General features: G+C 58.4%; 13 protein-coding genes and 1 pseudogene. 8 read left to right on the forward strand and 6 right to left on the reverse strand.

The window, feature by feature from the left end; translation table 11 throughout:
* Positions 1 to 270: 270 nt before the first annotated feature.
* The 3 genes and pseudogenes from HX899_RS32155 to HX899_RS35375 form a co-directional block, all read left to right on the forward strand.
* Complete coding sequence (locus HX899_RS32155; RefSeq protein ID WP_171599717.1) at positions 271 to 1,359, forward strand: hypothetical protein; 1,089 nt, start codon at positions 271 to 273, stop codon at positions 1,357 to 1,359.
* A gap of 812 nt (positions 1,360 to 2,171) precedes the next feature.
* Complete coding sequence (locus HX899_RS32160) at positions 2,172 to 2,936, forward strand: response regulator transcription factor (RefSeq protein ID WP_138388139.1); 765 nt, start codon at positions 2,172 to 2,174, stop codon at positions 2,934 to 2,936.
* Positions 2,937 to 2,991: 55 nt separating this feature from the next.
* Positions 2,992 to 3,075, forward strand: a pseudogene (locus tag HX899_RS35375) (LysR family transcriptional regulator); the annotation flags it as partial.
* A 549-nt stretch (positions 3,076 to 3,624) separates the two neighbouring features.
* Here HX899_RS35375 and HX899_RS32165 read toward each other — a convergent pair.
* Positions 3,625 to 4,494: an AraC family transcriptional regulator gene (locus tag HX899_RS32165; RefSeq protein ID WP_246413133.1), complete on the reverse strand. Its 870-nt coding sequence runs from the start codon at positions 4,492 to 4,494 to the stop codon at positions 3,625 to 3,627.
* Between the two features lie 190 nt (positions 4,495 to 4,684).
* Here HX899_RS32165 and HX899_RS32170 point away from each other — a divergent pair, with 190 nt between their 5' ends.
* From HX899_RS32170 to HX899_RS32190, 5 genes are all read left to right on the forward strand, one after another.
* Positions 4,685 to 5,854: a sugar ABC transporter substrate-binding protein gene (locus tag HX899_RS32170; RefSeq protein WP_138388138.1), complete on the forward strand. Its 1,170-nt coding sequence runs from the start codon at positions 4,685 to 4,687 to the stop codon at positions 5,852 to 5,854.
* A 22-nt stretch (positions 5,855 to 5,876) separates the two neighbouring features.
* Positions 5,877 to 7,436 (forward strand): sugar ABC transporter ATP-binding protein, encoded by a 1,560-nt coding sequence (locus HX899_RS32175; RefSeq protein WP_138388137.1) that lies wholly within the window; start codon positions 5,877 to 5,879, stop codon positions 7,434 to 7,436.
* Positions 7,433 to 8,437, forward strand: coding sequence for an ABC transporter permease (locus HX899_RS32180; protein ID WP_138388136.1), 1,005 nt, complete (start codon positions 7,433 to 7,435; stop codon positions 8,435 to 8,437). The genes HX899_RS32175 and HX899_RS32180 overlap by 4 nt, the downstream gene beginning before the upstream one ends.
* Positions 8,438 to 8,465: 28 nt before the next feature.
* Positions 8,466 to 9,893: an arabinose isomerase gene (locus HX899_RS32185; RefSeq protein WP_138388135.1), complete on the forward strand. Its 1,428-nt coding sequence runs from the start codon at positions 8,466 to 8,468 to the stop codon at positions 9,891 to 9,893.
* A 325-nt stretch (positions 9,894 to 10,218) separates the two neighbouring features.
* Complete coding sequence (locus tag HX899_RS32190) at positions 10,219 to 10,476, forward strand: hypothetical protein (protein WP_064647809.1); 258 nt, start codon at positions 10,219 to 10,221, stop codon at positions 10,474 to 10,476.
* Positions 10,477 to 10,479: 3 nt separating this feature from the next.
* Here the strand turns inward: HX899_RS32190 and HX899_RS32195 are convergent, their stop codons facing one another.
* Genes HX899_RS32195 through HX899_RS32215 form a run of 5 tightly spaced genes read right to left on the reverse strand, consistent with a single transcriptional unit; the run spans position 10,480 to position 14,266 of the window.
* Positions 10,480 to 11,205 (reverse strand): SDR family oxidoreductase, encoded by a 726-nt coding sequence (locus tag HX899_RS32195; RefSeq protein ID WP_138334433.1) that lies wholly within the window; start codon positions 11,203 to 11,205, stop codon positions 10,480 to 10,482.
* A gap of 11 nt (positions 11,206 to 11,216) precedes the next feature.
* The gene (locus HX899_RS32200) at positions 11,217 to 12,278 is read right to left on the reverse strand and encodes an ABC transporter ATP-binding protein (protein ID WP_181294386.1); all 1,062 of its coding nucleotides are present in this window, start codon (positions 12,276 to 12,278) and stop codon (positions 11,217 to 11,219) included.
* A gap of 60 nt (positions 12,279 to 12,338) precedes the next feature.
* On the reverse strand, positions 12,339 to 12,545 hold the full coding sequence (locus tag HX899_RS32205) for a DUF2160 family membrane protein (protein ID WP_003545406.1): 207 nt from the start codon (positions 12,543 to 12,545) through the stop codon (positions 12,339 to 12,341).
* 4 nt (positions 12,546 to 12,549) lie between these two features.
* Complete coding sequence (locus HX899_RS32210; protein ID WP_003556379.1) at positions 12,550 to 13,386, reverse strand: carbohydrate ABC transporter permease; 837 nt, start codon at positions 13,384 to 13,386, stop codon at positions 12,550 to 12,552.
* A gap of 4 nt (positions 13,387 to 13,390) precedes the next feature.
* Positions 13,391 to 14,266: a carbohydrate ABC transporter permease gene (locus tag HX899_RS32215; RefSeq protein WP_003545408.1), complete on the reverse strand. Its 876-nt coding sequence runs from the start codon at positions 14,264 to 14,266 to the stop codon at positions 13,391 to 13,393.
* Positions 14,267 to 14,271: the final 5 nt, after the last annotated feature.

A 14,271-nucleotide genomic window follows, 5' to 3' on the forward strand; every position in this document is an offset into this window, starting at 1 on the left:
GGCTACGACGCGCGCCGGCCGGTCGACCATCCGACTCCGTTTGAGCCAACAGAATGCTGCAATCTAACCCGGAAAGGCTCTAATGCTCGCAAACTCGCACAACGGGCGCTGCGGCCATGACAGCCAAATGGCTACAGCACTAGCCGACAGGATGTAGACGAATTGCAGGCTCTGCTTTTCCCACGTTCAGATGCACAATGCCTGAACAATTCAGGCTGCATAGCGCCGCATGCTCGGTGGACGTGCAGTCGCCGGCGAATGGAGACGGTAATGGCGGAAACTCGTCCCTCATTGGAAGACCTGCCCAAGACGGGCAGCGATCAACACCTCGCCTCCAACGTGGCCGCGGGGCATCTGGCGCTGGTGCCGACTTGGCTTCCATTGGATGTCGCTTCCGGTCAGAGCCATAATTCAGCCGGCAGCGGTGGTGACGGGATCAGCGAAGGCGTGATCAGCAGCAACGCACTGGCCGTCTTCACGCCGTCCAATGCCGCCATTGCGGGACCTCATTCCGGTGCAGACGCCTTCCAGGGCAACGACGCGCTCATCAATCAGCATCCCACCGAAATGGCGGGGATAGGCGGGAATGGCGGAAGCGGCAATGTTGCCATCGGTAGCGGCGATGGCGCCAATCATGCCGGCAGCGGGGGCAATGGGCTTTTCTACGGTGGACTCGTCAGCACCGAAGTCGCGCTGTTTGCCCCCGTGAATACTGCCGTGGCTGCAGGCCCTGGCGCGACGGCTCACGCTGAGCAATCGAACAACGCACTGTTCCTGCAGGGCGCAACCCAGATCGGCGGCATGGGCGGCTCGGGCGGAGACCATAACGTCGCGAGCCACGGCACGTCGATGAGCCCGGGAACTGCGCTCACATTGACCGGCGACTTTTATGCGGGCCATGGCGGCGATGGATATTTCGTCGGCAGCATGGTCGATGTGAGTATTGCCATCTTTTCACCGATCAACATCGCCATCGGCGCCGCAGGCGGCTCCGCAGAGGCTCATCAGACAAACAATGTCATTTTCGATCAGGGCACTGTGCAGATCGCAGGCATCGGCGGCAATGGCGGTGGCTTCAACTTGTCGTCAGATACGATTTATACCGGCAATCACGCAGGTGGCGGCGGTGGGGACGGATCGTCAACCGGCAGCATGGTAGACGTCAATTTCGGCTATTTCCATCCCATCAACATTGCCGTTCCCGCCGGCGGGACGGCGGATGCCCAACAGACCGATCATGTTCTCTATGATCAGCAAGCGCTTCAGTTGGCCGGCATCGCGGGCCACGGTGGAGACGGTAACCTCACGGATGCCCATTCGGCTCTCGTAGACGACATTCTGAGCTTCATGCATGGCTAGAGCCTTTCCATTTTTCTTCGAAGCACGGAAATGCTCTATCTCTTTGTTTCCACGTAATTCCGGACGCAAAAACCGCAATGCACTTTTGCTGGAATTGCTCTAGCGAATAGCCTCCCCACTTGCATTGCGGAGGCTCAACCGCACGAAACCGTTCTTTGTGCCATTATCAGGCCATATGTTGAACGCTTCCTCCGCCGGGCTCTCGTCTTTTGGGCCGACATGGCACGCAACGGTCGGCTCACTCAGAACTGAACATTCCACCATGACCTCATCCGCATTGTCGCCGATTTCGGCCGCCAGGGGCCGTGACCTCCGGCCGCTATCGGTCGGTGCCGGCGCAGTGCTGTCTGCGGGAGAACAATGCTAACTGGTATTAATGCGTCATTAGAGCACAGTTTCACTAATCATAACGGGTAGTCAGCGATCTCAGGCTTTTTTGCTGTCGGGTCTGCGACTGCTTTGAATTGAGATATGGAAACAAAGCCGAGCCGATCGGCAACTCGTTATATCCAATGGCGCTTTCCGAAATGGGTCTGTAGCAGATCGGTTGCCTTTTCAGTGCCTTTGAAAGCTTTGTTGACGCGCTTGCCGTACGTGAATTCGGCGAAGCTGGAAAGTCTGCAGCGACAAGTCGAACCAGCAGGAATTCATGAAAAATCTCTTCAATGTGCTCTGCAAGCCCAGTTATCTATCGTTGATATCTTATAAACTATAAGAATTATCATGAGAGGTCAGACTATTAATATCCGAAATACACTCACTTTTTCTCATGACATGTAGTGAGAACAGGAATAATATGAATAGCTGTTGCGTTGCAAATATTCGTGGGGAGCACGCAAGTGTCCGACATTACTGGAACTAGGCGCCGTATCGGGCGCAATGCACCAACTGTGATCATCATCGAGAATTCTACATTGGCGCGCACCACCGTGGTGAAGCTTCTTGAGCGTGAACTCGCCGGGTGGAACGTTATAGATTTGATCTCAACCGAGAGTCTCGATAGTGCTCTTGGAGCAGAGGTGCGTTTGATTGTATTGGGCCTGGCTGGCAGAAGTGTTGAGAGCACCAGCCTGCGTGATGATCTCGCGGCGATTGCTGCACGTTTTCCTGAGGCTCCTGTCACGTTGCTCTCAGGTACGGATGACGCCATCATAGCCCGTCAGGCACTCAAGATGGGCATCCGCGGCTTATTCTCGACTTCACTTCCCATTGACATTGCTCTTGCCGGTCTTCGTCTCGTTCTGGCAGGAGGAACATTTTTCCCGCAGCTATTGGGAGCTGGTACAAACGGCTCAAACGAGCATAGTCCGGCCAGAAATGAAGCCGAAAAGAGCTTGGATGATAGGACGCAGTACTTGGCGATCGCTGATTTCACTCCCCGGGAAGCGGATGTCCTCGCAGAGTTGCAATGCGGCTGTTCAAATAAGGTGATTGCAGGAAAACTCAATTTGTCGGGGCATACAGTGAAGATGCATTTGCAACACATAATGCGCAAGTTGCAGGCGCAGAACCGCACTGAAGTGGTTGCCCGCTTAATTCAAAGAGCCGCCGGTGGGCCTGACGTCTCGCCGGGTTAGGCGGTGTCGCCAGTACCGGCGTTCGTTCGTTCGTTTCAACGGGTCTCATATCGTGATGGCCTGGAACAGGGAAGACCCGACCACCTCGCGTGACGACATCATCGATATCGCACGCTCGCTGGTGCCGCCGGCCAGGTGAGCGCATGGAACGTCAGCCGTTTCGCGGGTCGGCCTCTTCACCTTGACCTTGATCTACGCGTTACATTGTGGACGAGTTCGCTGATGGTCGCGAACTCACCGAACAAAGCAGTAAGCTTGGCTTGCTCCTTGCCATCCAATCGGTGCTGCGAGCAGAAGTCCGCGATGCACCAGACCTTCGCCGCTACGATAGGCTCGGCAGTAATCGAATCAATGTGTTGCATTGTAGTCCTCCCGCAAAGGAAGCTAACGGAGTTCAAATTAGCTTTCAATGAAATAAGAGGTCTTCCGAAAACTGTGGTTCCCATTGCCCGGCGCGCCGCCTCTTCAGCGACTGGCGGACATGCGGCTTCTCCACTGGTTGCAGCGTCGAGCAGCCGCTCTCGTTTCTACGCCGCGAAACGGCATGCAGCCTTGTCGGATGCCTTCCGATCGGCTCCATATTGCGCGATGATCTTTTCTGCGTCTTCGACGCTGCCGCTGGTTCCGGACATCGAAGACAGACTGAGGGACGTCTGGGATCGCGCGGTGCCACGGATCGGCAGACTTCTCAATTCTCAGAGGTCCTACGATATTCCGTCGGTGCGCAGCCAACCGCATTTTTGAATTGGCTGGAAAAATGGAAGGCGGAATGAAAGCCGAGCAGGCCGGCGATTTCTTTTACCGATTTGTCGGTATTTACTAGGAAGTCGCGTGCTCGCTGAACACGGACGTTCATTTGATACTGTTTCGCCGACATCCCGGTTTGCTCACGAAACAGCCGGCGAAAATAGGGGTAGCTCACCCCCATCTCTGCTGCGAGATCCTCGACCGATTGTGAAGTTCCGCAGCGCTCCATCAGGATCATGCGCGCCCGATCGACGAGGCGCGCGCCGGCGCCGGTTGCCAGATCGTCCGGCCGGCAGAGCAGCGCAAGGAGCTGCAACCCGAGCGTGGATATCACCAGCTGATGAAGCACGGGATCCTGCCGCGCCAAGTCATGGATGGCGGCGAACACATGATTGATCTCATCGCTTGCCGGGTTGAGCGGGCGTTCGACATGCAGGAGGCCAGCATCCACTGCAAAGTCGAAAGCGGTTCCCCGGCACTCTATCCAGTGCTCGGTCCAGCCGGTTCGCCGATCGGGCGCGAACCTGTGCCACACGCCCGGGAACAGGAGAAAAATCGATCCTTCCGTGACGCGCACCTGTCGGCGCAGGTTGCCGAATTCGAGCTTCCCGTTGCCGGCGCTGATCAGCACGACCTGATAGGCCTGAAGGATGCGGCCGCGAGACCAGCTGAAGTGATGGTCGTCCGGATGACGGCTCGGAGGGTAATCGGAGTGCGGCGCAATGACCGAATAGCCCGTCGAGACAGCGGTGCAGCCCCATGCTGCAGAAATTCTGTTGTCAGGCATGTAGACGAAGTAGTTTTCCGTCATTTGACGTCGCCTTTTTAGGATCATTTTTTGTATGCAAATGATCACTTTTGTGGATTTTGGCGTCGTGTCAACAGGTGTGGCCGATGGTACCGTCATCAGGTCAGGGCAAAGTTGATCGAATTTTGCCGAACGCTGATTGCATCAGCTATCGCCGCTGCCGGGGAGGGTAGGGGCTGGGAGGAGAATAGATATGAAAACTCACGCCAGACTGCTGGTCGCAGCCGCTTGCCTCGCCGCATCTGCTGCCTATGCCGATGATTTCCACGGGTTCGATCCCGCGAAGTTCGACGGCAATATGCTTTCGGCCGAGGCTCTCCAGGCCATGGCCGCCGACGCGTCGAAAGTGACGCCTCCGAAAAACGGCAGCAAGTACAGCATCGGCTTCGCCAATCTTCAGCGTGACATCGCTTTCGGCGTGCTCGTGGAGAAAGGCATTCAGGCAAACGCGGATGCTGCCGGCGTGGAACTCGTCGTCGCCGACAACCGACTCGATGGCCCGACCGCGCTTGCCAATGCCAAGTCTTTTGCCGAACGCAAGGTTGACTATGTCATCGAGTTTCAGACCGACGCAAACTTCGGTCAGACCGTGATGGACGTGTTCAAGCAAGACGGCACCAAGGTCACGGCAATCGATATCCCCATGCCCGGTGCAAGTTTCTTCGGCGTGAACAATCCGAAGTCCGGTTTCATGGGCGGGTCCTACCTTGCAACGGCTGCGGCAAAACAGTTTGGCGCGGACACGGTAAAAAGCGGCTATCTCGTCATCGGCGCACTGCCCCAGTCGGGCGTCATCCCGCGCATGCGCACGGAAGGTCAGCGCGCCGGCTTCCTAGCCCTGACCAAGGATTTCCCGGCCGACCACATCATCGAGATCGATACGAAGAATACGCTGCAGGAATCCTATACCCAGATGAACAACGTACTCGGCCGCATTCCGCCAGGAGCGCCGATCCTGATCATCGCGATCAACGACCAGGCGACCATGGGCATGCTGCAGGCCGTCCGAGCAGCCGGACGTGTTGATCAGGCCATAGCCGTCGGCAACGGCGCGGATGAAGCCGAGGCGCTTGCCACGGACCCGAAACTCGTGGCGGCGACGGGTTCGTTTCCAGGCAGCTACGGGAATTATCTCATTCCGATTGCACTGTCTGCGCTCGCCGGCAAGGCCGTGCCGGAGGCAACCTTCGTCACCCATCAGATGGTAACCAAGGCAAACATCTGCAAATTCTACAAGGAATTCGCGTGCGCCGGTGAAGCCGACGGTTACACCTTTCCCGAGGCAGAGTTCGCAAGCTATCTCTCTGGTCTGAAAAAAGAGAATTGGTTGAAGGGCTACGAGGCAATTCTCCCCAAGCAATGATCTGGGGTCGGAGGAGATTTTGATGCAGACGGTATCGAGCACGGAGAGCCGCGTAGCGCGGCTCCAAATCACCAACGTCACGAAGTCCTTCTCCGGCGTGCAGGTCCTGAAAAACGTCACATGTTCGGCCGATGCCGGCGAGGTCGTGGCACTGCTCGGCGCCAACGGTGCAGGCAAATCCACGCTGATGAAGATCCTGTCCGGCGTCTATTCCTGCGACGCCGGACATATACAGATCGATGGGGCCGCAGTCGACATCACGTCGGCACGTGCGGCCATAGCATCGGGCATTCGCTTGATGCCGCAGGAACTGTCCGTGCATCCGGACTTGTCGGTCGCGGAGAACATCGCGTTGGGATCGATGCCCCAGCGCAAGATCGCCGGCATAAGTTTCGTCGACCGTGCCGCCATGCAGAGGCAAGCGACGACGCTGCTCGGCCGACTGAAGCTCGGTCATGTCTCTGCGAGCCGGAGAATGGGATCACTATCGCTTCCGGAGCAGCGGATCGTCGAGATCGCCCGGGCATTGGCCGGCCAGGCCCGTATTCTGATCATGGATGAACCGACTGCTGCACTCGGAGAAGCAGATGCCGAAACCCTGTTCGGGGTGATCGATGCGCTTCGCGCCGACGGCGTCACGATCATCTATATCTCCCACTACCTCGACGAGGTGTTTCGCCTCTCCGACCGGATCGTCGTGTTGCGGGACGGCGAGGTACGCGGACAGTTCCAGACGAGCGCCACCAGTCACGACGAGGTGCTGCGGGCGATGCTGGGAGGCGATCTCGGCGATCTTTTTCCGGCAAAGCCGCAATCCCTGCCGGACGAGACGATCCTGGCTGTCGAAGGACTGTCGCTGCCAGGCTGGCTCAGCGACGTGTCCTTTTCGGTGCGCCGCGGCGAGGTCCTGGGTGCGTTCGGCCTGATCGGCTCCGGGATTGAGAAGGTCGGCAGAGCCATTTATGGGGCGGAGCCCAAGGCGAAGGTCCGTTCAATCCGGATGGGGACAGCCGAAACGGCGTTGTCGAACCCGCGGGCAAGCATTCGAAGCGGTATTGGTTTCGTTGCAGCCGAACGCAAGCGGCAAGGCCTGATCGCCAACCTCACCGTCCGTACCAACACGACCCTTCCTTACCTCACGCGCTTTACGCGCTTCGGGCTCGTCGATGACAATCGGGAGCGGGCAATGTCGCAACACTGGATCCGCACCCTGCGCGTCAAGACGACGGGTCCGGAGCAGGAAATAAGACTCCTGTCCGGCGGCAACCAGCAGAAAGTGTGCCTGGCGCGATGGCTGCTCGGCGACCCCAAGCTGCTCATTCTCGAGGAACCGACCCGCGGGGTCGACCTCGGCGCTCGACGAGAGATTTATGAGGAGATCCGCCGGCTCGCAGCGAACGGATTGAGCATACTCCTCGTCTCATCGGACGCTGAGGAAGTCGCCGGTCTTGCCGACCGAGCGATCGTCTTCGAAGAGGGCCGGGCCGTGGCCGCATTGGGAGCCAATGCATCGGCGGCCGAGCTGATGCAGGCGGCGGAGTCGCACTCCGTGTCTGCTACGAACGAATTGGAGAAAGCATGAACAAGTCAAACTCGATCGTTGCAAGCGAACCCAAGACGACCAGCCAACGCCAGTCGATGACGGACATCCTTGCCAGACCGGCCGCCGGGATCGTGGTTCTGCTGGGCTTCTATGTCATCCTTCTTGCGACTTTCGCTATGCTGTCGCCGTTCTTTCTGTCGGTGAGCAATCTTGCCAATATCGGCACGAACATGGCCTTCATCGGGCTCATGGCCGCAGCCGGAACGCCGCTGATCATTGGCGGTGGACTCGACCTGTCGGTGGCTGCCGTTGCCGGACTGGCCGGCGTCATCGTTGCATTGATGCATTCCAACGGGATCAATATCTGGGTTGGATGCCTGACAGCCTTGGTCATCGGCGCCGGGGTCGGAATTTTGAATGGCGTGATCGTCACCAAGCTGCGCCTCAATCCCCTGATCGCGACACTCGGGACGATGAGCATCTTCTCGGGCCTGTCGATGGTCATGACGGGTGGCTTGAGCAAGCCGCTTTTCGTGCCGGCCTTCAACTGGCTTGGTTCAGGTCGCATCTTTTCCGTGCCGTTTCCCGTCATCGTCATGCTGATCGTCTTTGCCGTCCTTTGGCTCGTGCTTGCCAAGACGCCGTTCGGACGGTTTGTCTACGCAACCGGCGGCAATCCCGAGGCCAGCAGCCTTCTCGGCGTGCCTGTCGAGCGCACCCAGATGATCCTCTACGTGATCTCAGGCATTTCAGGCGCTGCCGCCGGTATCATTCTTGCAGCAATGCTCGGCGCGGCCGCCCCGAATGCAGCAAGTCAGCATCTGCTGACGATCATCGCCGCTATCATTCTTGGAGGCACCAGCCTCTTTGGCGGGCGGGGAAGCGTCTGGGGTACGCTGATTGCGGTGCTGATCCTCGGAACTCTGAACAACGGCCTGACCCTCATGAACGTGTCCAGTTTCTGGCAGGATGTCACGCGCGGTGTCGTGTTGCTTCTGGCCGTGGGCCTCGACCAGCTTCGTGTCCGCCTGCAGGGCTGACCCCGCTATAATTCCAGGAGAAATTGGAATGTCTGATCGCCCTTTGAAGGCCGGCCTGTTCGGTATCGGTCTGGAGGCCTATTGGCCGCAGTTTGCCGGTCTCGAAGCAAGGCTGCGGGGATATGTACATGTCGTCGCGTCCAAGCTGGAACGGCCCGGGGTCGAAGTCGTCAATCTTGGCCTCGTCGATACGCCGGAGAAGGCCGTCGATGCCGGCCATCTGTTTCGCCAGGCCGATGTCGATATCATTTTCCTTTACATCACCACCTACGCTCTATCGTCGACCGTCTTGCCGGTTGTTCGGCGTGCAAAGGTGCCGGTCATTATTTTGAATCTGCAGCCGGCTGGTGCGATCGACTACGCGTCCTTCAACGCACTCGGCAACAGGACTGCCATGACCGGCGAGTGGCTGGCGCACTGCGCTGCATGCCCGGTGCCCGAGATTGCCAATGTGTTCACTCGAGCGGGCATTCGGTTCCACCAAGTAACAGGCGTTCTCAACGATGACCCGTTTGTCGACAACGAGATCGAGGAGTGGATCGAGGCCGCACGGGTAGCCCACGTCATGTCGCATAATCGCCTTGGCGTCATGGGGCGCTATTACAACGGCATGCTCGATATCTATTCCGATCTCACAGCCCAAAGCACGGCATTCGGGACACACATCGAAGTGGTGGAGATTGACGAACTAGCACGCCTCAGACGCGACGTTGGCGAGGCGGAAGTGGCGGCCTGCTTGGACAGAATCCGAACGGAATTCGACGTGCAGCCGGATTGCGATCCAGACGAACTGGCGCGGGCGGCAAGAACTGCTGTCGCGCTGCGCAAACTCGTCGACGCGAAGCGTCTCGGCTCGCTCGCCTATTATTATGAATCGGTGTCCGGGCATGAATACGAGGACGTCATCACGTCGGTAATCGTTGGTTGTTCGATGCTCACCGCCGAAGGCATACCGGTTGCTGGCGAATATGAGATCAAGAACGCGCAGGCCATGAAGATCATGGACAGCTTCGGCACCGGAGGTTCCTTCACCGAATATTATGCAATGGATTTCGATGCAGATGTGGTCCTAATGGGCCATGATGGCCCAGGCCATACCAAAATTGCAGAGGGTCGAACCAAGATCCGTCCTCTGGAGGTCTATCACGGCAAGGTCGGCTCCGGCGTAAGTGTCGAAATGTCGGTTAAGAATGGCCCGGTAACACTGCTCTCCGTGGTGGAGTGCGCCGGAAAAGTGAAGCTGTTGTGCGCCGAAGGACAATCGGTGCCCGGACCGATCCTGGAGATTGGAAACACCAACAGCCGCTATCAGTTTCCAATCGGGGCGCGCGCGTTCGTCGAGAATTGGAACGCCGAAGGACCGGCGCATCATTGCGCAGTCGGCGTCGGACACATTGGGAGCAGCATCGAAAAGTTAGGAAAGCTGTTGGAGGTCGAGTTCGTGAGGATTTGCTAATTGTCAAAAATATTTCTCGCTGCGGGAACTGCTTGACGAATAAAAAGACCCCTCAAAACGATCGCAGCTCCTCCGCCTATCTTGCCGGCGTTGTTCATCAAATCTCAGACGACTGCCCGTTCTTGCCGCCTCACCGGCGGCGCGGTGATCGATAGTGCCATGCTGTGGCAGCGCCAAACCTCGCAGCGAGGGCATAAAAACAGTTCGGCCCGCGCGATGGCGGGCAATGTTATCGGCGAGCATTCGTTTCAATGGGTCTCATATCGTGATGCCCTGATGGGAACCGCGAGTCCGCCCGTCCGTTACCATTTGAGCAACGGAGGAAATGGACATGCGCAAGAAAAAAGCCATCGTCGAGGCGGCGCTTGAGTCCGAATACGAGCGCCAGGCACTGGGGATCATGAATACGGAGCAAGCTCTGAAGCTTGAGGATTCAGACGGACTTGTCTTCAGCCATCCGGATAAAGAGGCTGGCGTGACGGATCATTTTGTTGATCAGGATGAACTGCGCCGTTTGGTGCGGCGGTCAACCTCGCCGCATCCCCTATTGCAATCGCAGGCTCGTACGACACGTTCGTCCTGAACTTCAGGCAATCATGTAGCCGCCGTCCACCGGCATCGATATGCCATTCACCATGGCAGCCTGGTCGGACAGCAGGAAAAGAACAACCTCGGCAATGTCTGCCGGCTCAGCGAAGCGACCGACCGGAATTCGCTTCATCATCCCCGCGGCCTTCTCGGGATCGCTCCATGCCTTCACCGCCATTGGCGTCAACGTCACCGTTGGGTGGACGCCGTTTGCGCGGATGCCGTGAGGCGCAAGCTCCTTTGCCATGACGCGCGTCAAGCCATCCAATCCACCCTTCGATGCACAATAGGCTGCGTGGTCGGGGATGCCGACGAAGGATGCGACCGACGAGACATTGACGATGGCGCCTGGACGGCCTTCCTTGATCAGCGAGCGGGCATATTCCTGGGCAACGATCATCGGAGCACGCGTGTTGACCGCGACAAGGCGATCGAATGCTTCGACGGTTGTCTCCAGGAATGGCTGAAGCTCGGTCGTGCCGGCGCAGTTGATCAGGAAATCTGCGGGAAGGGCGGCGATCGCCGCCTGTCTGGTCGCATCGGCGTCTGCGAGATCGACCTGGATTGCCCGGCAGCCGAATTCCCCTCGCAGCGCGTCGACGTCGGCGGCACTGCGGGTCAGGGCGACGACCTGCGCACCCCGTTCGACGAGCATCCTTACAATTTCGCGTCCGATGCCTTTGCCGGCGCCGGTCACGATCACCGTCTTTCCTCTGAACTCCATGGGTCGTCCTCCTACAGTCTCTGGCCTGTTTCCCGATCGAAGATATGCGCACGTCGGGGATCGATGTGGAAGTACATCGTCCGTCCGGGGTCGACCTCGATACGCTCACGGATCAGGGCGTCGATCGGCACGCCTCCCGTGCGACCGAAGATCAATGTCTCTGAACCCGTCGGCTCGAACACCGAGACTTCGACGGGAACGCCTTCCTCGCCGATCGTGATGTGCTCCGGTCGGATACCGTAGGTCACGGCTCGTCCTTCATCCGCATTTGTGTCCGCCAGCGGAAGGGTGATGCCCTGGTCGGTGACGACGACCTTCCTGCCGTCGCTTGTGGCTATGCGGCCCTGAAGGAAGTTCATTGATGGGCTGCCGATGAAGCCGGCGACGAAGAGGTTGACGGGGAAGTCGTAGAGATCGAGAGGCTTGCCGATCTGCTCGACCCTGCCGTCGCGCATCACCACGATCTTGTTGGCCATCGTCATCGCCTCGATCTGATCGTGCGTGACGTAGACTGTGGTGGTCTTCAGCCGCTGGTGAAGCTCCTTGATCTCGACGCGCATGGTGACGCGGAGTTTGGCGTCGAGATTCGACAACGGCTCGTCGAAGAGGAAGACCTGCGGATCGCGCACGATGGCACGGCCCATCGCCACGCGTTGGCGCTGTCCGCCCGACAGCTGTTTCGGATAGCGGTCGAGATAACGCGTCAGGTCGAGGATCTCGGCTGCCCTGCCAACCTTCTCGTCGATCTCAGCCTTCGGACGCTTGGCCATTTTCAGCGGAAAGCCCATATTCTCGGCGACGGTCTTGTGGGGATAGAGCGCGTAGCTCTGAAACACCATCGCGATGTCACGCTCCTTCGGGGGAGCGTTGGTGACGACACGGCTGCCGATCCGGATATCTCCGCTGCTGACCGTCTCCAGCCCGGCGATCATCCGGAGCAGGGTGGATTTGCCGCAGCCGGATGGACCGACCAGCACGACGAATTCGCCGTCCTCGATGTCGACGCTGACGCCATGCATGACCTGAAGAGAGCCATATTTCTTGGTGACGTCGCTAATCTGTACGTTTGCCAATGTCGTTCCCCCTAAAGCAGTGCAGATTGTGACTTGATGTCGTTGACGGAATTCATCATCTCATCCCTTCCAGACGATATAGGCGCCAAGGACTGCCGAGATCGCCGCCGCAAACCATACCGAAAGCCCGAACGGTTCGATGAACCGCATCCAGAACAGCGAGAGCGCGACCCAGATCACGATCGAGATGAAGAGCCGGTCGAACCAGTTCGTTTCGATCGGCAGGAAGCCTGGCTTGGGTTCGTTATTTTCTGATTGAGACGTCATCGTTTCATCCTTTCACGGCGCCGAAGGTCAGGCCGGCGACGATGTGACGCTGGACCACCGAAAAGACGATGAGCGCCGGAACCAATGTCAGCATTGAGATCGCGGCCATGATGCCCCAGGCCGTCCCCGTCGTCGTCACATATTCCGACAGGCCGGTGGTCAGAGTCCGCGCATGGAAATTGGTAAGCGTCGCTGCCAGCAGGTATTCGTTCCACGCAAACACCCAGGTCAGGATCAGCGTCACCGCAAGTCCGGGCCGTGCCAAAGGAAAGATGATATCATAGAGGACGGTCCATGGGCTCGCGCCGTCCATGTAGGCCGCCTCGTCCAATTCCTTCGGAATGCCTTCCACGGTCGGACGCAGCGTCCAGATGGCGAAGGGAAGGTTGAAGGAGCAATAGACCAGGATCATGCCCAGCTTGGAATCGGCGAGCGAGAAGTCGCCGATCCTGTAGACCTGCGTCAGCAGCAGGAAAAGCGGCAGCAGGAAGACCGCCGGCGGCGCCATGCGGTTGGTGATCGTCCAGAAGAAGATGCTTTCCTTGCCGGCGAGGTCGAAGCGCGTCAGGGCGTAGCAGGCAAGGAAGCCGAGCGTGGTGACGAGCAGCGCGTTGCCCGACGAAATGATCATCGAGTTGAGCATGTATCCGCGCAAGGTCGGATTGGTCAGCACGTCCTGGTAATTCTTCCAGAAGAAGCTCCGGAGAATGACATCGGGCGTCGAAAACAGGTCGAACGGCTGTTTCACCGATATGACGAAGAGCCAGTAGATCGGGAAAAGGGTCGCGAGGCTTATCAAGGTCCACAGGACGACCGGAAGCCAGGGAAAACGGGTCTTCATCACTTCAACCTCTCTTCACGCGGGGCGCAATCAGGCCGACATAGAGCAGCCAGCAGACGACGATGGTGAGATAGAGGACGATGACGGAGATCGCCGAACCGTAGCCGTAATTCGTCTTGGGAAAGACTTCCCTGAAGATATGGACGCCGATGTAGCGCGTCGAAGAACCCGGACCGCCGCCGGTCAGCATCAGGACTTCGTCGACGGTGCGCAGCGCGTCCATCAGCCTGATGAACACCGTGGCGAGCAGGGCCGGGCGGATCAGGGGGAGCGTGATGTGCCAGAAGATCTGGCTTTTGCCGGCGCCGTCGATCTGCGCCTGCTCGAAGGGGTCTGATGGAAGCGAGACGAGTGCGGCGATCAGCGAGAGGGTGACGAGCGGCGTCCAGTGCCAGATGTCCATGATGACAGTGACGGTGAAGGCCGCGACGGCGCTCTGGCCGATATTCAGATCGTAGCCGAACCAACTCCTCAGAAGATAGGGAATGATGCCGATGGACGGGGTGGTCATCAGCTTCCAGACTGAGCCGACGATGATCGGCGCCATGATCAGCGGCAGCGTATGGATCGTGCGAAACACCGCTTTTCCGGGAAAGTCCTTGAGCAGCGCCTGGGCGAGGATGTAGCCAAGGACCAGCTCTGACACGACCGCGAAGAAGACGAATGTCAGGGTTATACCGAGCGATGCCAGGAACTGCGGGTCGAAGACGAGCCGCCGATAGTTCTCAGCCCAGTTGAAAATCATGCCGGGATTGGCCGCGAACGGGTTCCATGAATGGAAAGAGACCCAGAGGACGTAGATGAAAGGAAAGATCCCGAACAGTCCGAGGATCACTATGGTCGGTGACAGCAACAGCCACCCGAGCTTCTGCGAATGCATCGCCT

Source organism: Rhizobium sp. WYCCWR 11146, from assembly GCF_013591995.1.
GTDB classification, from domain to species: Bacteria; Pseudomonadota; Alphaproteobacteria; order Rhizobiales; family Rhizobiaceae; genus Rhizobium; species Rhizobium indicum.

Excerpts from the sequence above, each read along its gene's own strand:
- HX899_RS32155 (WP_171599717.1), top strand. The coding sequence starts at position 271 with ATGGCGGAAACTCGTCCCTCATTGGAAGACCTGCCCAAGACGGGCAGC.
- HX899_RS32165 (WP_246413133.1), bottom strand. The coding sequence starts at position 4,494 with ATGACGGAAAACTACTTCGTCTACATGCCTGACAACAGAATTTCTGCA.
- HX899_RS32170 (WP_138388138.1), top strand. The coding sequence starts at position 4,685 with ATGAAAACTCACGCCAGACTGCTGGTCGCAGCCGCTTGCCTCGCCGCA.
- HX899_RS32175 (WP_138388137.1), top strand. The coding sequence starts at position 5,877 with ATGCAGACGGTATCGAGCACGGAGAGCCGCGTAGCGCGGCTCCAAATC.
- HX899_RS32180 (WP_138388136.1), top strand. The coding sequence starts at position 7,433 with ATGAACAAGTCAAACTCGATCGTTGCAAGCGAACCCAAGACGACCAGC.
- HX899_RS32185 (WP_138388135.1), top strand. The coding sequence starts at position 8,466 with ATGTCTGATCGCCCTTTGAAGGCCGGCCTGTTCGGTATCGGTCTGGAG.
- HX899_RS32190 (WP_064647809.1), top strand. The coding sequence starts at position 10,219 with ATGGACATGCGCAAGAAAAAAGCCATCGTCGAGGCGGCGCTTGAGTCC.
- HX899_RS32195 (WP_138334433.1), bottom strand. The coding sequence starts at position 11,205 with ATGGAGTTCAGAGGAAAGACGGTGATCGTGACCGGCGCCGGCAAAGGC.
- HX899_RS32205 (WP_003545406.1), bottom strand. The coding sequence starts at position 12,545 with ATGACGTCTCAATCAGAAAATAACGAACCCAAGCCAGGCTTCCTGCCG.
- HX899_RS32210 (WP_003556379.1), bottom strand. The coding sequence starts at position 13,386 with ATGAAGACCCGTTTTCCCTGGCTTCCGGTCGTCCTGTGGACCTTGATA.
- HX899_RS32215 (WP_003545408.1), bottom strand. The coding sequence starts at position 14,266 with ATGCATTCGCAGAAGCTCGGGTGGCTGTTGCTGTCACCGACCATAGTG.